The following is an 18,938-nucleotide window of genomic DNA, read 5'->3' on the forward strand; positions in this document are numbered from 1 at the left end:
AATGATTATGAATACCGTTATCCGCCGCGCCGAACGCCAGGACGCCAAACTGATCCTCGCGATGATCGCCGAACTGGCTGAATATGAGAAAGCGCTGCACGAAGTGGTCGCCAGTCAGCAGGATATTGAAACGTCACTGTTTGCTGATGATTCCACCAGTGAAGCGCTGATCTGTGAAGTGGATGGTGTTGCAGCGGGCTACGCGGTGTTCTTTACCAGCTACTCTACGTGGCTGGGGAAAAACGGTATTTACCTGGAGGATCTGTATGTCAGCCCGCGTTTTCGCGGTCAGAAAGCCGGTAAAACGCTGCTGCGCTATATTGCACAACTTGCGGTGGCGCGCGGCTGCGGCCGCCTGGAATGGAGCGTGCTGGACTGGAATCAGCCTGCCATCGATTTTTATAAAAGCATTGGGGCTGCGCCGCAGGATGAGTGGGTGCGCTACCGGATGGAAGGGCAGGTATTGACGGATTTTGCTGAATCCTGAGTTTTTTGCGCTCTGCTTTAAGGTCAAGGTCAACGTCTTAAGGTCAAGGTCTTAAGGTCAAGGGCGTTTCGCTTTCCCGCTGTGCGGGCGAAGCGACAAGGGGCGGCCAGTCGCCGCCGCCCCTTGACCCCGGGCTTGCGGCAGGCGCCGCGCCCGTTTCACGGGTACCTTCGTCAGTTCCGTTCACCGACGGACCGCTCGTGACGGCACTTCCCTGTGCCGGCCCGAGCTTTCACCGCCGTCCTGGCGGTTCATCCTGGTTCACATCACTTCCTCAGCGCAGCTTAATTGCCGCCTCAACATCAAAACCAAAAACCTACAAGATTAAATAAAACCAACAAATACCAAAAATGGCTCTTTGGTATTTGGTTTATTTTTAGTCCGTCTTTGATTGTTCTTTTGACGTGGATGTTGACCTTTTGAGCGGCAATTAAGCTTCGCCGAAGGAGGGCGGATTTCCAGGACGAGCCAACAGGACGTCGGCGAGAGGGTGAGCCGGGACAGGGATGTCCCGTCACGCCCGGTCCGGCAGGAAAGCCGCTTGACTGAGGGAACCCGCGTTAAGCGGGCGATGCGCCTGCCGCAAGCCCGGGTTCCCAGGGCGGCGGCGACTGGCCGCCCTGGGTCGCTCAGCCCGCGCAGCGGGAAAGCGAAACGCCCTTGACGTTGACCTTGACGTTGACCTTGACGTTGACGTTGTTTTTCGGGTCGACCAAAAAAAAGGTCATCCCCTACATTTGTAAGACAAAAGAAATAATGACGCAGGAAACGGTAATCTTATGCAACATTAATGTTGATAATGATTATCATTTGTATATTATGTCGCAAATTATAAACGTTGTTTGCCCTGCCACAGGGCTTTGCTAATTGCTATTCCTGAAGCCGTTGTTGAGCGAATACCCATAATAACATCGCAGGTATTTCGCATGATTAAGTTTTCATCCCACCAGGGATTACTGCACACGTCTCTCGTCGTGGGGACACTGTTCACCGCAGCCGTCTCCACGCCGCTTACCGCGGCTGAGCAGACCGATGAATCGTCCGCAAACACGCTCCCGAAAAACACGCCGCAGGATGATGCGGTGATGACCGTCTTGTCGCCAGAAGTGAAGAAAGTGGCAGGAAGTTCAGTTACCCTTAATGCTGCTGAAATGCAGCAGCGTGGTGGCAATAACTTCGGCACCATCATGCGTTACCAGCCGCTGATCGGCGCGGTAGGCAGCAGCAGTGGTTCTTCCTCAGGCAAAAGCGGCTTCGACCGGGGCGGCTACACCGGCTATAACATCCGTGGTCTGGAAGGTAACCGCGTGGCGCTTGACGTCGATGGCATCCCGCAGCCAGAAGCCACCGGGCGCAGCTACGCCAGCCGTGCCGGGGTGAACACCTTCGGCATCGGCCGTGACTATATTGACCCTTATCTCTACGGTCGCGTCGAGATTGAATCTGGCGCAACGATAACGTCACGTGCGAATACCGCACTGGGCGGTACCGTCTCCTTCCTGCCGAAATCAGCCGATGATTATCTGACGCCGGGCAAACACACTGCGTTTGGCTTCCAGAGCGATTACGACTCCTCCAGCCGCAGCTGGCATAACGGCATCACCGCTGCCGCCGGGGATGAAACCCTGCGTGGTCTGATGGTGTACAGCCGCCGTGATGGTCAGCAGACCCGTAATAATAGCGATGAACTTGACGCTTACCCGGAAAACTGGCACTCCGACGCGTTGCTGACTTCCGGTATCTGGCAGCCGAACGATGAGCACAAGCTGACCGGAACGGTCGATTTTTACAGCAAAGTGAATCACAGCCGCTATGACAGCTGGGCTACTGACGGCAATACCTTACTGGGCGATGCGAACCAGCAAAGCAACACCCGCCGCTGGGGTGTCAGCCTGAAAGATGAGTGGACACCGGGTAACGACTGGGTCGACAGCCTGAGTAATAAAATTTATTACCAGCACACTGAAGCACACGACAATACGCTGATGCCATTAGGCACTGCGGGTGCCATGCAGCGCGTGTACTCTGATTACAACGTGGAAACGTACGGCTACGAAGCCCAACTGGCGAAGGCGCTGGGTCGCCACGATCTGCTGGCCGGGATCAACGGGCGACTTTCAGAAACCGAACGCCCGTTCAGCCAGTCTCCGGCACAGAGCGGCACCAGCATGACCACCAAACCTGAGGGTGACAGCCGTACCCTGGTGCTGGGCGCGTTTGTGCAGGACAGTATCCTGTTTGACCTTGATGGTCATGCGTTCTCTGTGGTGCCGGGCGTGCGTGTGGCGCATCAGGAAACCAAACCGCAGAACCTCGGTAATATGGCCGCGGGCACGGATGTGCTGACGCCTGCCGATGCAGAGAAGCTGTACGGAAAAACCAACAGCGATACGCAGCTGCTGCCGTCCATCAGCTTTAACTATGATATTACCCCGCAACTGATGACCTACGTGCAGTACAAGCGCGGCGCGCAGTTCCCGAACGCCAGCCAGCTGTATGGTTCATGGAACCTCGGTTCCAGCTACGCCGGAAACCGTCAGTATGCCTTGCTGGGCAATACCGATCTGGAAACGGAAACCAGTAACAACGTTGAATGGGGCGTGAAGGGCCAGGCAACGGAAGGCGTAACGCTGCATGGTGCGATGTTCTATAACACCTATAAAAACTTTATTGCGTCGACCCGTTATTCTCGCGCTACGGCACCGGACAAATTCGTCAATGTTCCTGCGAATATAGCCACTATCTATCAGGCAGAAAACCGTGATAAAGCCTATATCTGGGGCGGAGAAGTCAGCACCAAAATCAACTATGGCACCTGGTTTGATCAGGTTAACGGCCTGAGTACCACCTTTGCGTTGGGCTACAGCAAGGGCCAGGCCAAATCCCGCTATGATGGCGACAAGTATGTTGACCTCGACAGCGTGGCCCCGATGAAAGCCGTGGTTGGCGTGGCGTTTGACGATCCGGCGCAGCGCTTTGGTACGGCGATCACCGCGACTTTTGTTAAAGGGAAGCAGGCGCAGAGCACCAACCGCAACAGCTACCTGAACAGCGGAGGTGCGCTGACGGACGCCACCACGGAATATACGCGCGTGCCGGGTTACGGCATGGTGGATATGACGGCCTGGGTGAAAGTGACGAAGAACGTGAAGCTAAGCGGTGGAGTATATAACCTGACCGATCGTAAATATTGGGATTATCTCAGCAGCCGTAATATGACCGGGGAAACTCAGGTGGATATCAACGATCGCTCACTGGCCGTCCAGCCAGGACGTAACTTCCAGTTAGGTGTGAACGTCGATTTCTGATGTAAAGCAAACGCTGAACACCAGCACGGGCGACCAGAAAAAAGGGTCGCCCCGTACAGGATTGCGTAGGGGCTGACCTTCTTTTTCGGTCAGCCCTTTATTTTGCGTGCTGATCAATATGCCCCAAATCCCGCTCCGGGAAACAGACGGCGCGCAGGCGGCGTTTGATCTCGGCGGCATCCGGAAAGCCGTCATCGGTTTTACGGTTCCAGATCACCTGCTGATTTACCGTGATCTCATACACGCCGCCGGTACCGGGGATGAGGGTAACCGCACCGAGATCGGTACTGAAGGTATGCAGCAGTTCCTGCGCCATCCAACTGGCGCGCAGCATCCAGTTGCACTGGGAACAATATTGGATCGTGACAACCGGTAATTGGCTCATGCAAGTAACCTCACCATCGTATTGAGAAGATTATTTTCCAGCCCCGGCCATAAACATCCGGACCGCGCAGGCTGTCATTTCACGTACCCGCTTCTCGCTCATTGGCGGAGCGGTGCGCTGATAAATACGGATTTCAATTTCAGCGGTCAGCAGTGCCAGAAACTGCAAGGCGCGTACCTGCGGATCGCCGAGGCGCAGCGCGCCGTTATCCATCGCTGACGAGAACAACCGCGCCAGTTTTTCCACGCTCTCACGTGGGCCAGATTCATAAAACAGCATGCCCATATCGGAATGCCCGGCTTCTCCCACCACCATACGATAAACCGACAGAGCGGTATTATCCGTGGTCATCACCTGCAACATCTGCTCGCCAAAGCGCTGTAGTTTCTCTTCCAGCGTGACGCTTTTCGCCACCGCATCGTTAAGTACATTGGCGGCGTCCGTCAAATGCTGCGTGGCATAGGTGCGGATCACCGCGCTGAACAGCTCCTCTTTCGAGGGAAAATAGTTATACAGCGTGGCTTTGGAGCCGCCAAGGCGCTTTGACAGCTCATTCATGGATGCGCGCTCGTAACCCATCTCCTGGAAAAGCTGTGCGGCAGCTTCCACGATTGCCTCACGGCGTGCTTCAGTTCGGACTTTCATCGGCTCTCCCGCGAAAAATAAACCCGAGTGTACATTTTATTGACAGAAAAATCCTGCCAGGGCATAACTATACCGTACAGTACGGTTCACTTATAAAAAAGGGTATTCTTATGTTCACTCAACGCCAGGTTTTTACATCGTCTTTATTACTCCTCTCGCTAATACTGGCAGGCTGTGCGGGCACGCAGCCGCCACGTTATGCCGGGTTATCGTCTGCTGAACAGCTGCGGCCTAACAGCGGTGAGGATGCCTATCGTCAGCCGTGGCGCACCGCAGGCCAGGTCGACTGGAAAAAATACACCACAGTGACGGTGGATCCGGTCATCGTCTATCAGGGCGCGGATAATCAGTTTGGCGATCTCAGCCAGGCCGATCGTCAGGAGCTGGCCGATTATCTGTACCAGCGCTGCAACGAGGTGCTGAAAACCCGGTTTTCACCCAGCCAGCATCCCTCGCCACAGGCGCTGCGCATTAAGCTGACGCTTACCGGAGCCGAGACCACCACGCCGGTGCTGGGAACGTTCACCAAGTTCGATCTGGCGGGTGGGCCGTACAATATTGTGCAGGCGGTGCGTGGGCGGGAAGGGCTGATGAACGGTTCAGTCAGTTATGCCGTTGAGATCTATCAGGCCGACAATAACCAGTTATTACAGGCCTGGGTGACGAAACAGTATCCCAATGCAATGAATGTCGGGGCCAGCTTTGGTTCCCTGTCGGCCGCTAAAGTGGGCATTGATAAAGGGGCTGACCAGCTGCTGGCTGTGCTGAAATAGTCTGACGTCAACACCAGGAAATACCCGGAAACAGAAGCGGCCGCAGAGCCGCTTTTTTTCTAAATGCTTTTTAACGCTGAACTTTCCCCGATTTCTTCTTTGTTCTGTCTGTGCGGCTTTGTTATTGCTGTCGTTTACTTCAGGCAAAAAAAGAAGGAAGCCTTAATGGAAATCTACTGGTATCTCACCGCCCCCGACGGGCCGCAGCCCTGGACCGCCTCCGGCAGTCGCAAAATCGACTATGCCTGGTTTCAGGAAGTGGCGCAGGCGGTGGATAATCTGGGGTTTACCGGCGCGCTGCTGGCCACCGGCGCGCACGACCCCTGGATTGTCGGGGCTTCGTTGATCCCGCTGACGCAACGGATGAAGTTCCTGATCGCGATCCAACCTGGGCTGGTTTCCCCCACGCTGCTGGCCAAAATGGCGGTGACGTTCAACCAGTTCTCCCAGGGACGCGTGCTGCTCAATGTGGTGAGCGGCGATAAAAATACCCTGGGTGCGTATGGTCTGCATCTTGAACACGACCAGCGCTACCAGTTAAGCGATGAGTTTCTTACCGTGCTGAAGCCGTTGCTGGCAGAACAGACGGTGGATTTCGAAGGTGAACACCTGCATATCAGCAACGCCCGTCTGGCGCTGGGCAACGGTGGCTACCCACCGCCTGCGCTATGGTTCGGCGGTTCATCGGAGGCAGCGCAGGACGTTGCGGCAAAACATATTGATACCTATCTCTCCTGGGGTGAAACGCCGCCGCAGGCCGCAGAGAAAATTGCCGCCGTGAAACAGAAAGCGCTTCAGCATCAGCGCACGCTGCGCTTTGGCATTCGTCTGTATGTGATCCTGCGGGAAACGGATGAAGCCGCGTGGCAGGCGGTGGAGGAGCTGTACCGTTCAATGGACGATAAAGCGATTGCTGCCTGCCACGCGCTGGCCGCCGGATCGGATTCTGTCGGTCAGGCACGCATGAGCGCACTGCACAATAACGCCCGCCCGGAAAACCCGCGTGAGCTGGAGATTTACCCGAATCTGTGGGCTGGCATCGGTCTGGTCCGTCCGGGGCCGGGTACCGCGATTGTCGGCAGCCCGGAAACCGTTGAACGCGTACTGCGCGACTATCAACAGGCCGGCGTGGAGGTGTTTATCCTGTCCGGTTTCCCGCTGGTGGAGGAAGCACAACGCTTCAGCCAGCTGGTGTTACCGCGTCTGTCGCTGGACGCGCCCACGGTGACGCACGTGGCCAATGATTCCGGTAATACTTTCACCTGGAGCAATCTGTGGGACAGCCCGGTGGGGCAGCAGGAGGATCGTGGATGACGTTACGTATCGGCAGTCACCCGAACAATCTTTCACTGTTTATTCTGCGCTATCGCGGCGTGCTGGAAACGGCGCTGGCAGCGCAGGGCGGCGTGGTCTGGACGGATTATCTGCATGGGGGCGACAGTGCCACTTTTCTGGCAGAACAACGGCTGGATGTCGTCGGCACCGGGTCCACGCCGCCGCTGCTGGCACAGGGCAACGGTCTGGACGTGGCCTATCTGGCGGCCTCACCCGACCGGACGGCAAACTGCGCGCTGCTCGGGATGAAAGACGGGCCGCGTCAGAGCGCCAGCGATCTCAAAGGCGCGCGCATCGCCTGCATGAAAGGATCGTTTACCGACCATTTCCTCGCCCGGCTGCTGTTGCAGAACGGGCTGACACTGGACGATATCCAGCTGGTTGACCTTAACGGCAGTGAGTCTGCCCGTGCGCTGCGCGAGGGACGGGTGGATTTGTGGGCGGCTATCGATCCCTGGCTAACCGCGGCACAGGATGCTAAAAAGGTGCGCTGCCTTGTTCAGGTGGGCGAGGTGATCCGCAACCGTTCCCTGTTCTGGTGCCGTGAACGCTGGCTGCATCAGTCTGCGCAGCAGGCGGAAATCCTGCTGACGGTACTGGCCGAGAATGACCGCTGGATCGCCAGCAACAGTCAGCAGGCCGCGGAGCTGATCCATCGGCATCTTCCCGGCTCACTCAGCGTCACCAGCTGGCTCTCGACTATTCGATCCCGCCCGTGGGGCATTCACCGGGTGACCCCGGAACTGCTGGCTGAGCAGCAACAGCAGGCCGACGATCTGTTGGCCGCCCGATTTATCACCCAGGCGCTGCGGATAAACGTTGCGCTCGACAATGGAGTACAGGCATGAATAAGGGAGTGCTGCGCTGGCTGGTCGCTGCGGCGTTAGGCGTAACAATGACGGCGCAGGCCGCAGACGAGATCACACTGAGAATAGGTTTTTTACGGGCACCGACCGACCTGGCGCTGGCGAAAGAGAATGGCAGCCTGGAAAAAGCGCTGGCTGCGCACAACGTAAAACTGGAATGGGCAGGGCCGTTCTCATCAGCGGCACCCGCCTATGAAGCAATGAATGCCAATGCCATTGATATGACCACCGGCAGCTCCACGGCCTTTGTCACCGCCATTGCCGCCGGGCTGCCGCTGGTGTTCTTTGGTTATCAGGCGATGTCGCCTGATGGAGAAGGCATTGTGGTGCGCAACGATTCCACGCTGAAAACGCTGGCGGACCTGCGCGGTAAAAAAGTGGCGGTGAACAAGGGTGGCACGGGAGAGTATCTGCTGTCACGCGCGTTGCAGACGGCCGGGATCAAAGAGAGCGAAGTACAGAAAGAGTACCTGACGCCGACGGACAGCGGCAGTGCCTTTGTCGGCGGTCATGTGGATGCCTGGGCGGTGTGGGACCCGTTCCTGTCGCTGGCGCGTCAGAGCTACGAAGGGCGTCTGCTGACCAATGGCAAACAGCTGGGATCGGAGAACGCCGTGGGTTACTTTGTCACTGAGCAGTTTAACCGCCAGCATCCGGACGTGGTGAAGATCGTCTGGCAGGTGATGAAAGAGCAGAATGTCTGGGCCAAAGCGCACCCGCATGAAGCCGGGAAAATCTGGGCACAACAGATGGGCCGTCTGGGCGAAGGGCTGGGCGATCGGCTGGGCGAGGTCAATACTGTTCCGCTGTCGTCAGTAGGGGCAGAGCAGCGCCAGCATATTCAGCATGTTGCTGAGTGGTACTTGCAACAGGGGCTGATTAAGGCTATTCCTGATATTCAGGGTCACAGCGTGGAACTGTAACTCACGCGCTATCCTGCCAAACCGGGCCGACCAGCAACGTCGGCCCCACGTTTTATGCACCGTACGGAGCCTGGCTAATGACACGTATGACGGCAAAAGATTTCCCTCCTGAACTGCTCGAATATTTTGACTTCTATGTACACGGTAAAATCACGAAACGTGAGTTTCTGGATATCGCGGCGAAGTTTGTTGTCGGTGGCCTGTCGGCGGCGGCACTCGGCACCTTACTGACGCCGAATTATGCCTATGCGCAGCAGGTTGAGTTTACCGATCCCGATATTCTCGCGGAGTATATTCACTACCCGTCCCCGCAGGGACACGGGAGCGTGAAGGGTTACCTCGTCCGTCCGGCGAAAGTCACGGGGAAGGTGCCTGCAGTGGTGGTGGTGCATGAAAATCGCGGGCTGAACCCGTATATCGAGGATGTGGCGCGGCGGGTGGCGAAAGCCGGCTTTATTGCGCTGGCCCCGGACGGATTGAGTTCGGTTGGCGGCTATCCGGGCAATGATGAGAAAGGGCGCGAGCTGCAACAGCAGATTGACCCGACAAAGCTGATGAACGACTTTTTTGCGGCGATTGAGTTTCTGATGCAGCACGATGGTGCCAGCGGCAAAGTGGGCATAACCGGCTTCTGTTATGGCGGCGGGGTGGCGAATGCGGCGGCCGTGGCCTATCCCGAACTGGGCGCTGCCGTGCCGTTTTATGGTCGCCAGCCGAAAGCGGAAGATGTGGCCAAAATCAAAGCGCCGCTGCTACTGCATTATGCGGAGCTGGATACACGGATTACCGAGGGCTGGCCGGCTTATGAAGCTGCGCTGAAAGAGCATCATAAAGTCTACGAAGGCTATGTGTATAAAGGCGTGAACCACGGTTTTCATAATGATTCGACGCCGCGTTATGACAAAGCGGCGGCAGATCTGGCGTGGGAGAGAACCATCGCCTGGTTTAAACAGTATCTGGTGTAACCGGACTCTGGCGTTTGATCATATCCACCAGCGCCCTCAGGCTGACGGGCATATGGCGATTCGCCGGGAAATAGAGGCATAAACCAGGGACTGGCGGGCACCATGCCTCCAGTACCCTGACCAGCATTCCCTGATTGAGCGCTTCCCGCACATGGCTTTCTGGCACATAGGCGATCCCCAGCCCCTGGAGAGCGGCCCCGGCCATCAGGGCTGAGCTGTTTAGCGTCAGCGTGCCGGGAACATCCAGCGCAACCTGCTGGCCGTGGCGCGAAAATTCCCAGCGATAACGCCTTCCGCCGGGCAGACGCTGGCGAATGCAGCGATGCTGCGCCAGATCATCGGGCACGCCGGGGGCCGGATGCTGCGCCAGATAGGCGGGTGAGGCCACGGCAACAAACCGGATATCCTCACCAAAACGCACGGCGATCATATCGGCGGCCACATCCTCCGCCAGCCGGATCCCGGCATCAAACCCCTGTGCCACAATGTCCACCAGCCTGCCATCCACCACCAGATCCAGCTCCACACCCGGATAACGAGCCTGATACTCCGGGATGACGGTCATCAGTAGCTGCTGAATCGCCTCTTCACCGCCGTTAATCCGCAGCGTTCCCAGTAATTGTCCCTGAGCATCCGCTACCTCCTCAAGCGCCTGCTCCAGCCCGTTGAGGTGGGGTGTAATGCGCCGCAGCAGCTTTTCTCCGGCATCGGTCAATGCCACGCTGCGCGTGGTGCGGTGCAGCAGGCGCACGCCAAGGCGCTCTTCCAGCCCGCGAATAGCATGACTCAGGGTTGAGCGCGTGACGCCTGATAATTCTGCCGCCCGGCGAAAACTGCGTTGCTCTGCCACGGCGATAAAGGCTTTCAGGTCAGAGATCGAGGGGGTTCGTATTGGTGATTTCATTTCACCTCTTCATGCCAATTGTTGAGTCTTATCATGCCAGTCAGCGTGCCATAAGCTGTGCGGGTGAGTAAACAACATTGATGGAGAGCAGCGATGAGCAACAAAACATGGTTTATTACCGGCACCTCGACAGGCCTGGGGCGTCTGATGACAGAACGCCTGCTGCAGCGGGGCGATCGGGTGATTGCCACCCTGCGCAGGCACGGCCCGCTGGACGATCTGTTAGCCCGCTGGGGAGAACAGCTCTCGGTCGTGCTGCTGGATGTCACGGATACCGCCACGATGCGCACGGTGATACAGCAGGCCTTCGACCGCGCCGGGCGTATCGATGTGCTGGTCAGTAACGCAGGCTACGGGCTGTTTGGCGCAGCGGAGGAGGTCAGTGACGCGCAGATCGCACGGCAAATCGCCACCAACCTCACCAGTTCAGTGCAGCTGATCCGCACCGCATTGCCGTTTCTGCGCCAACAGGGAGGAGGGCGGATTGTGCAAATTTCTTCGGAGGGTGGGCAAATCGCCTGGCCTAATTTCAGCCTTTATCACGCCAGTAAATGGGGGATTGAAGGGTTTATTGAGTCCGTCGCGCAGGAGGTTGCGCCGTTCGGTATCGATTTCCTGCTAGCCGAACCGGGGCCGACCGATACACCGTTTGTCACCGGGATTGATATCGCTGAACCGATGGCGTGCTACGACAACACACCCGCAGGAGCCGTGCGGCGGGGGATTGCCGATGGCAGCATTGCGATTAATGGTGATGCGAAAAAAACCGTGGAGGCGATTATTGCCGCAGCGGATCTCGATAACCCGCCGTTTCGTCTGGCGCTGGGCAGCAAGGCGTATCACTCTATTCGGGAAGCGCTGACCTCGCGTTTGCAGGTGCTTGACGCAACGAAAGACATCGCATTCAGCGTTGATAAACAGGGCTGACCATGCAGAGCGAGCCGTCCGGCTCGCTCTGTCGGGGGGGTTAGTGGGTGGCGGATTTTTGCATGGAGGCGGTGGTGACGGCGCGCTTATTCTGTGCCGCCTTCACGCGCATATATTTCACCGCAATGGCAATCACCGCCGTCAGCAGAGCATCGGTAAACATGGTCAGCAGGGCCAGTGACGGTTTGTTCATCGCGCCCAGCAGGACCACAATTGGCCCGCCGTGCGCAACCTGATTGGTGATGCCCAACTGGAACGCCATCACCGCTGCCGCCATACTGCCGATCACGTTAGCCGGGATCACGCTAAGCGGGTCGCGTGCCGCAAACGGAATGGCCCCTTCAGAAATACCCACCAGACCCATCGCAAACGAGGCTTTACCTGCTTCATTCTCTTCACCGGCAAACAGCGACAGCTTACGGGACAGGAACGTGGCCAGACCCATCCCCAGCGGGGCTACCGGAATGGCGCAGGTAATTGCGCCCATATACTCCGCATGGCCTGCCGTCAGCATGCTCAGGCAGAACAGGAAGGCGACTTTATTCACCGGCCCGCCCATATCAAACCCGGCCATGCCGCCGATCACAATACCCAGCAGCACCAGGCTACTGCCATTCAGCGACACCAGCAGATGATTCATTCCGGTCATGGCGCTGGAAATCGGTGCGCCAATCACAAAAATAAATAGCCCGGCAATAAACAGCGTACCCGTCAGGGGCACGATGAGGATCGGTACGAGCGGTTGTACCATTTTGGGGTAACGGCGTGTAGCCAGCCAGCGCACCACATAGCCCACAATCAGCCCGGCGAGGATCGCACCGATAAACCCGGTTCCCGCTTCTGCGCCGTAGAAACTGCCGGTATTGGCAATCCAGCCGCCGATAAAGCCGGGAGCCAGCGCGGAGCGGTCGCCGATAGCGTAAGCGATATAGGCGGAAAGGATCGGGATCATCAGTTTGAAGGCCACCACGCCGACATCCAGCACCGACTGCCAGATACTGCCTTCAGGAATACTCATGCCGGAAGGGCCGGGCTGGCCGCCAATAGCCAGCGACAGGGCGATCATCAGCCCACCGGTGACCACAAAGGGGATCATATGCGACACGCCGTTCATCAGAAAACGGTAGATATCGCTGCGTCCTGAAGGCTGCGCAGCCGCGCTGCTGCTGCTGGAAGATTTATCAGCCTGATACAACGGGGCTTCCAGCCCCTGGCGGATCACCTGCTGCGCAGCTTTAATCGGGGCTTTGACCGGGGTTTGAATCAGCTTCTTCCCGGCAAAACGCGCCATCTCCACCTGTTTATCACTGCACACCAGAATGGCGTCGGCCTCGGCAATTTGCTGAGCCGTCGGGCTGTTACGCACGCCGATGGAGCCGTTGGTTTCGACAATAATCTGGTAACCCAGTTCACGTGCTCCCTGTTCCAGCGCTTCCGCCGCCAGGTAAGTGTGCGCGATCCCGGTCGGGCAGCCGGTAACGCCGATCAGCAAGCCTTTGGTTGCGGTAACCGTGGACGCAGACGTCTGCGTGGGGGCGGTCAGCAGCGCCATGACGGCCGCCGGGCTGTCGGCGGCCAGCAGACGTTCACTGAAACCGTCCTCAATAAACTTCCCGGAGAATGCCGCCAGCACTTCGATATGGTGGTCGGCACCCTGCTCAGGCGAGGCGATCATAAAGAACAGGCGGCTGGGCTGGCCGTCTTCAGCACCATAGTCGATGCCCTGACGGCTGATGCCGATAGCGACGGCGGGATGTTTCACCGCGGCACTTTTTGCATGAGGAATGGCAATCCCATCTTCAAACCCGGTGTTCGCAATGGCTTCGCGCGCCTGCACATCGGCAATAAACTGCGCTTTATCCGTAATATTGCCGGCACGGAACAGCAGTTCAGCCATCTCGCTGAACACCTGCTCTTTGCGGGTGGCGTGTAAATCAAGGCAGATTAATGTTTCATTTATAAGTGTGTTAATCATTATGCAGCCTCTCGGTCGGTCAGTAGGGGGTACAGCAATAAGATCGGGTGACTTACGGCAGGGTGCGTATCCAGTTCATGGTGGCCGGGTAGTCGGGGGCATTAAACGCCAGCGATCCCATGACCACGGTATCCGCTCCGCTGCGACGCAGTTCCGGCACGGTATGTTCACGGATGGCACCATCGGCCGCGAGGAAGATGTGTTGCTGCGCAGGGGAATCCTGGATCAGACGGCGTGCCTGTTGCAGCCGGTCGTAAGCCTCATCGGCCAGTCCCTGACCTTTGACTCCCATGCGCGTGCCGAGCAGGGTGACAAACGCCAGGCGGGAGAGATACGGCGTTAAATCGCTGACCGGGGTATGCAGTTGCAACACCATCCCGGCGGCACAGCCGTGGTGCTCAATCCGCGCCAGCGCCTGTTCGATGGGCTGATTTTCCCCCTGAATCGAGATGATATCGGCACCGGCCTCGGCAAACTGGTCGATCTGCTCCAGCAGGATCGCGTCGGATACCATCAGGTGAACATGCAGCGGTTTGGTGGTGACCTTGCGCAGCGCCGCCACCAGGTCCGGGAAAAACAGCATTGAGGGGGTAAAGTGGCCGTCAGCAACGTCAACATGGTAGATATCCGCCAGTTCATCGACGCGAGTGATGTCATCGGCCAGATGGGCGAGGTCGGCTGACCATACCGACATTTCAGCCAGGAGGCGGTCAGTAGGCAGCTGTTGCAGGCAGTGGGTACGTGGGGTTGTGGTCATCATCATGTCCTTGTTCACAGAGTCGATTAATTCGGGCCAACAGGCTGACCCGCCTTATCTTCATCATTGATTTTTTGCTGTCGCTTAAAAACACAGCGCCACGGATAAATTCATTTCCGGTTTTCGTTAAAACCGGAAATGAATATGAATACGATCACAGTCAGGCAACATGTCTTGCCCTAAAATAGGAAAAAACAGCAAAACAGGTAAGATGATGGCCGCACTGGGTGAGCATTTTCAGCGACTCTATATGCTTTACGCCGCGCATGATGTTGCGCATTTGCAGGTGGATGAAGTGGCACATGCCCTGAGCAGTACGCCGCGTAATGCGCGCATTCTGTTAAGTCGGATGCGGGAATCAGGGTGGATAGACTGGCAGCCCCAGCGCGGTCGGGGAAAACGCTCTTCGTTACGCTTTTTGATCACCCCGCAGGCGCTGCAACAGCACAATCTCAGCGACTTACTGGAGCACAGCCAGTTCGATAAAGCGCTGAAAATGGTCGGCGGCAGCAGTCCGAAGATCAAAGATCTGATCCGCGATAATTTCGGCACCTTTATCACCAACGATGAAGTGCAGCTTAAAATCCCGTATTACCGGGCGATTGACGGGCTGAATCCGCTGCTGCCGCAGCGTCGCACCGAGCGCCACCTGATCCGCCAGTGCTTTAGCGGCCTGACGCGTTACGATCCCTTTCAGCGTGCGGTGGTGCCGGACCTGGCGCACTACTGGTTGCACAACGACAGCTTTACTCAGTGGCAGTTTTTTCTGCGTAAAAACCTGCACTTTTCAGACGGCAGTAAAATCAATGCGGATGAGGTACGCCGCTGCCTTGAACATGCCCGCCATTCGGCGCAATTTCGCGCTCTGTTTAGCGATATCAGCGAGATTTCACTCGATGGTGAATTAAAACTAAGCTTTCTGCTACAGCGGCCACTGGAAAACTTCCCCGGTCTGCTTTCGGTACTGGCCGCGCGGCTATTCAAAACGCGTAATGGTCAGTGGTTGTGCAGCGGCCCGTTTTGCATCAGCGAGCATAGCGATACCGTTCTCTGTCTGCGGCGCAACAGTCACTACCACCAGAGCAGGCCGATGATCGACGAGGTGAATGTCTATCGCTTCGATACGCAGGAGCTGAACATGAGCTTTATCACGCTGCTGCATACGCATCAGGCCGAGTCGATCAATAAGCCCACCGAACGCAAGCTGGAGCAGGGCGGCTGTTTCCTTCTGATTGACAGTGAAGGTCACTGCGCGGATATGCACTGGCGGCGTTTTCTCAATGAGGTGCTGCAACCGCTGGATATTCTGCGCCGCAGCCAGCTGACGCCAAACTACTCAACGGCGCTGGCTTATGCCACCGGGATGCTGCCGGACTGGAACCACCGTATTATCGATTACGGCCAGCCGAACCCCTCCTTTGGCAATAATCGCCCGCTGGTGCTGGCCACTTTTGAACAACCGGAGCTGAGTGAGCTGGCGCGTGGCATTGTCGCTATCCTTCAGCAGCATGGCATCAGCTGCCAGATCAAACAGGTCAGCTGGCTGGAGTTTATGAGCGGGAAAGTGGAAGGGGCCGATCTGTGGCTGAGCAACTTTATGATCGACTTCGACGATATTTATTCGGCCCTGAGCTGGATGATCCCGGACCCGGTGTTAAAACATCTGCCGCAGGAGATGACGCAGAGCCTGCATCTGCTGATCCAGCAATACAGCCAGCACGAGAACGAGCGCTTTATGCCCGCCATCGCCCGCTGGTTTATGCGCATCACCCAGCAGCGCTGGCTGTTGCCGCTGTTCCATCACTGGCTGGATTACGAATCGGACTCTGCCTTTACCTGGCGCGATCTCAGTACGTTAGGCTGGCCAGACTTCAGCCAGCTGTGGATTGAGTAATCTGAGGGTTATGCGTGTATCTGCTGCTGAAGGATGGCGGTCAGTTCGGCGAAATAGGCTGCTTTATCGCGGGATTTGGCTGTGATTTCATCACATGAAACGTGCAGATCGGCAGCCACCGCCTGCGCCAGTGCCAGCGGGTGGATCTCATCCTCCGCGCAGCCTACCACTCGACGTGAAACCGGCAGGGCACGCAGTGCTTCGCTGTCGAAACCCGGATCGCACAACACCAGACGCCGCAGTAACTGCGGGTCCACTTCCTTGCTGAACAGCGCCTCCAGCGCGCTGGCATTATCAGGGGACAGGGCAGCCAGGGTGGTGAACAGGCCGCACTGACGGAAGGCCTCAAGGCCGGTGTGCACCGGGAAATAGTGCAAATAATCGGCCACGAGGGCAAACGGCACCATATTGGCGGGGCTGCGCCGCTGATGCCAGGCCGGGCGCACCAGCGTCAGGCTGCTCACGCGCTGCGGCTGCTGTGCGGCCAACCGGGCAACGATGGCCGCCCCCATTGAAATACCGGCAAAATGCGCCTGTTCAATCTCCAGGTGATCGAGCAACGCGCTCAGATCGCTGGCGAACGGGATAATGCCCAGTTGCGCTTCATCCCCCTGCGCAGAACCGCCATGACTGCGGCATTCGAGAGTGATCAGGCGGCAGTCTTCGGCTGTATAACTTTGACGTGTCTGCTGGTGGTCCCCGGTCAGACCGTGCTGGAACACCAGCACCGGGCCCGCCGCACGATTATCGCTGTAAGTTAGCGCCAGCCCCTGATGCGTAAAGGTACTAAGCATGAACCCCTCCCGTCTGCGGTATCAGGCGCGCCAGCAGAGCACTGACGCCAGCGGCATCGTCCGCTGGCAGGCCGTGCGTGACCACACAGCCGTCAAACCCGGCGGTATGCAGCGCGTTGATATACCAGGGATAATCGAGTACCCCGTGCCCGGCGGTAACAAACTCACCGCGGGCATCACGGTCTTTAGCATGGGCAATGGCAATGGCCGGGGCGAGCAGATCCAGGGCCTCACCCATCACGCGCTGCTGCTGGGCCGCATCTGCCTGTTCAAACAGGTTTGCCGGGTCAAAAATAATTTTCAGGCGCGGGTGCTGAAGTTCATCGATCAGCTGACGCGCCCGGGCAGCGGAATTCACAATATTGGCCAGCTCCGGCTCAATACCGAGGTTGACCTGGTACTGGTCGGCTATCGCCAGCGCCTGTTCCATCGAGCGTAACAGTGTGCGCCAGGCGGCGGGGCTGTTGTTCTCCGGGTGCGCGCGCCACTGGTCATCGGCGTCCAGCGTGCCGCTGCACAGTGTTAACAGCGGGCAGTGCAGACGGGCGGCCGATGCCGCAATGGTCTCCAGTGATGCCATCCCCCGTGCAATCACCGCCGCGTCGGGATGCGTCAGATTAAAGGTCGCTGAGATGGCTTCCATTTTTATCTGATGTTTAACGCGTGCTGCGTTGATCTCGTTGAGGATGTTTTCCGGGACGGCCGTGGGCAGGGAGGGCAGCCCGGCGCTGGCGTAGTTAAACTGGGTGGCCTGAAAGCCACACTGTTTTATCAGGGCGAAGTTTTCATCCACGCTGGCGGTGGCGAACGTTTTCGAGAATATGCCGCTATACATCAGACAGACCCCCGCGCGCTGGTGACCGATACACTGCGACCTTCGCGTACCGACTGCTGGATAGCGGCCAGCACCTGAACCACATGCAGACCTTCCTCCACGCTGGTACCGGTCACCGGTTGTTCAGTCAGGATAGCGTGGGCAAAGGCCTCCAGCTGGCGGCGATAAAAATGACCATCGGCGGCTAACGGGCGCTGCCAGCATGCCGTTTTTTCATGGAAAATATCGACATCGCTGGATTTGAACAGCCACGGGTTATAGGTTTTTGCCAGCACGCTGCCGTTTTCGCCATAAAGCTGGAAACCTTCATGCCAGTCCATGCGTACACCAACGCTCAGATCAAGCTGGCCCAGCGCGCCGTTGGCAAAACCGATATCAATAAACCAGCAGTGGACCCCGCCGCGATGCAGGAAACGCGCTTCTACATCGGTGATGGTGCCATTAATGTAAAATGCGGTATCCACCAGATGGCTGCCGTGTGCCAGCAGGTAGTATTGTTGCAGGTCCGCTTTCGGATCGACGCTGGGTTTGCGTTTTGCCGCGCTGGTAATCATTTTTGGCTGCACTGCATCGGTGACAGTGTAACGGTGGCTGTTATCGCCATACCAGCCTTTATACGCCACCGCCTGGCCCATCTCCTGCTGAACGAAATCACGCGCCGCCTGAATGCCGCCATCGAAGCGTTTCATATGGCCGACCTGCAATAATTTGCCGCTGGTCTGCGCAATCTGTACCAGCTCTTCGCTCTCTTCTACCGTGATCCCGAGGGGTTTTTCACACAATACGTGTTTGCCTGCTTTTAACGCTTTAATCGCCAGGGGCACGTGGAACGCATCGGCGGTGGCGATAATAATCGCATCGACCTTTTCATCATCCAGCATCTGCTGATAATCGGCATACGCCACTTCCGGCGCCCACATCGCGGCCATGCGCTGGCGCAGGTCATCGGCGCTGTCGCAAATGGCATACAACCGGGCGTTACTGGCTTTGATACAGGATTCAAAATGACCCGCCTGCGAGATCGGCCCGCAGCCCAGTACACCGACGTTAATTTTACCCGAAGTTTCCATCACGCTCTCCTTTACCCCTACAGGGATAGTTGAGCTACGGCGGCAGCCGCAGCCTGATGGAGTGATTATCGTCAGGGAAAGAAAACCGGAAAACT

17 protein-coding genes are annotated in these 18,938 nt (G+C 57.4%); 9 read left to right on the forward strand and 8 right to left on the reverse strand.

Features of this window, described 5'->3' with window-relative positions:
• Positions 1–7: 7 nt before the first annotated feature.
• Together HHI26_RS01495 and HHI26_RS01500 are read left to right on the forward strand one after the other, a co-directional pair.
• Complete coding sequence (locus HHI26_RS01495; RefSeq protein WP_133841993.1) at positions 8–487, forward strand: GNAT family N-acetyltransferase; 480 nt, start codon at positions 8–10, stop codon at positions 485–487.
• Positions 488–1,413: 926 nt separating this feature from the next.
• The gene (locus HHI26_RS01500) at positions 1,414–3,795 is read left to right on the forward strand and encodes a TonB-dependent receptor (protein WP_171148442.1); all 2,382 of its coding nucleotides are present in this window, start codon (positions 1,414–1,416) and stop codon (positions 3,793–3,795) included.
• A gap of 97 nt (positions 3,796–3,892) precedes the next feature.
• Here HHI26_RS01500 and HHI26_RS01505 read toward each other — a convergent pair whose 3' ends face one another.
• The gene (locus HHI26_RS01505; protein ID WP_133841995.1) at positions 3,893–4,180 is read right to left on the reverse strand and encodes a SelT/SelW/SelH family protein; all 288 of its coding nucleotides are present in this window, start codon (positions 4,178–4,180) and stop codon (positions 3,893–3,895) included.
• A gap of 30 nt (positions 4,181–4,210) precedes the next feature.
• Positions 4,211–4,825: a TetR/AcrR family transcriptional regulator gene (locus HHI26_RS01510; protein WP_133841996.1), complete on the reverse strand. Its 615-nt coding sequence runs from the start codon at positions 4,823–4,825 to the stop codon at positions 4,211–4,213.
• A gap of 110 nt (positions 4,826–4,935) precedes the next feature.
• Between HHI26_RS01510 and HHI26_RS01515 the strand changes: the two genes are divergently transcribed.
• The 5 genes from HHI26_RS01515 to yghX all read left to right on the forward strand — a co-directional run bounded on the left by HHI26_RS01515 (position 4,936) and on the right by yghX (position 9,687).
• Positions 4,936–5,598 carry a DUF3313 domain-containing protein gene (locus tag HHI26_RS01515; RefSeq protein WP_133841997.1) on the forward strand — a complete coding sequence of 221 codons (663 nt, stop codon included), beginning with the start codon at positions 4,936–4,938 and terminating at the stop codon, positions 5,596–5,598.
• Positions 5,599–5,763: 165 nt separating this feature from the next.
• Positions 5,764–6,912 (forward strand): LLM class flavin-dependent oxidoreductase, encoded by a 1,149-nt coding sequence (locus tag HHI26_RS01520; RefSeq protein WP_171148443.1) that lies wholly within the window; start codon positions 5,764–5,766, stop codon positions 6,910–6,912.
• Positions 6,909–7,781 carry an ABC transporter substrate-binding protein gene (locus tag HHI26_RS01525; protein ID WP_171148444.1) on the forward strand — a complete coding sequence of 291 codons (873 nt, stop codon included), beginning with the start codon at positions 6,909–6,911 and terminating at the stop codon, positions 7,779–7,781. Before HHI26_RS01520 ends, HHI26_RS01525 begins: the two co-directional genes overlap by 4 nt.
• The gene (locus HHI26_RS01530) at positions 7,778–8,722 is read left to right on the forward strand and encodes an aliphatic sulfonate ABC transporter substrate-binding protein (protein ID WP_133842000.1); all 945 of its coding nucleotides are present in this window, start codon (positions 7,778–7,780) and stop codon (positions 8,720–8,722) included. The genes HHI26_RS01525 and HHI26_RS01530 overlap by 4 nt, the downstream gene beginning before the upstream one ends.
• A gap of 77 nt (positions 8,723–8,799) precedes the next feature.
• A complete protein-coding gene (yghX, locus tag HHI26_RS01535) occupies positions 8,800–9,687 on the forward strand; it encodes a YghX family hydrolase (protein ID WP_133842001.1) in 888 nt (295 codons plus the stop codon).
• Here the strand turns inward: yghX and HHI26_RS01540 are convergent.
• Complete coding sequence (locus HHI26_RS01540; protein WP_159336614.1) at positions 9,668–10,591, reverse strand: LysR family transcriptional regulator; 924 nt, start codon at positions 10,589–10,591, stop codon at positions 9,668–9,670. The genes yghX and HHI26_RS01540 overlap by 20 nt on opposite strands.
• Before the next feature lie 93 nt (positions 10,592–10,684).
• On the opposite strand from HHI26_RS01540, the gene HHI26_RS01545 reads away from it, so the two are divergent.
• Entirely contained in the window at positions 10,685–11,518 is an 834-nt protein-coding gene (locus tag HHI26_RS01545) for an SDR family oxidoreductase (protein WP_159336615.1), read from the forward strand.
• A gap of 40 nt (positions 11,519–11,558) precedes the next feature.
• Here the strand turns inward: HHI26_RS01545 and HHI26_RS01550 are convergent, their stop codons facing one another.
• Both HHI26_RS01550 and HHI26_RS01555 read right to left on the reverse strand, forming a co-directional pair.
• Complete coding sequence (locus HHI26_RS01550; protein ID WP_171148445.1) at positions 11,559–13,493, reverse strand: fructose-specific PTS transporter subunit EIIC; 1,935 nt, start codon at positions 13,491–13,493, stop codon at positions 11,559–11,561.
• Between the two features lie 52 nt (positions 13,494–13,545).
• Complete coding sequence (locus tag HHI26_RS01555; protein WP_197931320.1) at positions 13,546–14,250, reverse strand: ribulose-phosphate 3-epimerase; 705 nt, start codon at positions 14,248–14,250, stop codon at positions 13,546–13,548.
• A 211-nt stretch (positions 14,251–14,461) separates the two neighbouring features.
• Here HHI26_RS01555 and HHI26_RS01560 point away from each other — a divergent pair, with 211 nt between their 5' ends.
• Positions 14,462–16,144, forward strand: coding sequence for an SgrR family transcriptional regulator (locus tag HHI26_RS01560; protein ID WP_171148446.1), 1,683 nt, complete (start codon positions 14,462–14,464; stop codon positions 16,142–16,144).
• Between the two features lie 8 nt (positions 16,145–16,152).
• On the opposite strand, the gene HHI26_RS01565 is transcribed toward HHI26_RS01560, so the two are convergent.
• From HHI26_RS01565 to HHI26_RS01575, 3 genes are read right to left on the reverse strand one after another with little or no spacing between them, the layout of a single operon-like run.
• Complete coding sequence (locus HHI26_RS01565) at positions 16,153–16,938, reverse strand: alpha/beta fold hydrolase (protein WP_171148447.1); 786 nt, start codon at positions 16,936–16,938, stop codon at positions 16,153–16,155.
• Positions 16,931–17,773 (reverse strand): sugar phosphate isomerase/epimerase family protein, encoded by an 843-nt coding sequence (locus HHI26_RS01570; protein WP_171148448.1) that lies wholly within the window; start codon positions 17,771–17,773, stop codon positions 16,931–16,933. Before HHI26_RS01570 ends, HHI26_RS01565 begins: the two co-directional genes overlap by 8 nt.
• The gene (locus tag HHI26_RS01575) at positions 17,773–18,843 is read right to left on the reverse strand and encodes a Gfo/Idh/MocA family oxidoreductase (RefSeq protein WP_159336620.1); all 1,071 of its coding nucleotides are present in this window, start codon (positions 18,841–18,843) and stop codon (positions 17,773–17,775) included. Before HHI26_RS01575 ends, HHI26_RS01570 begins: the two co-directional genes overlap by 1 nt.
• Between the last annotated feature and the right edge of the window lie 95 nt (positions 18,844–18,938).

The sequence above is a fragment of the Erwinia sp. JH02 genome (genome assembly GCF_013074405.1).
GTDB classification, from domain to species: domain Bacteria; phylum Pseudomonadota; class Gammaproteobacteria; order Enterobacterales; family Enterobacteriaceae; genus Erwinia; species Erwinia rhapontici.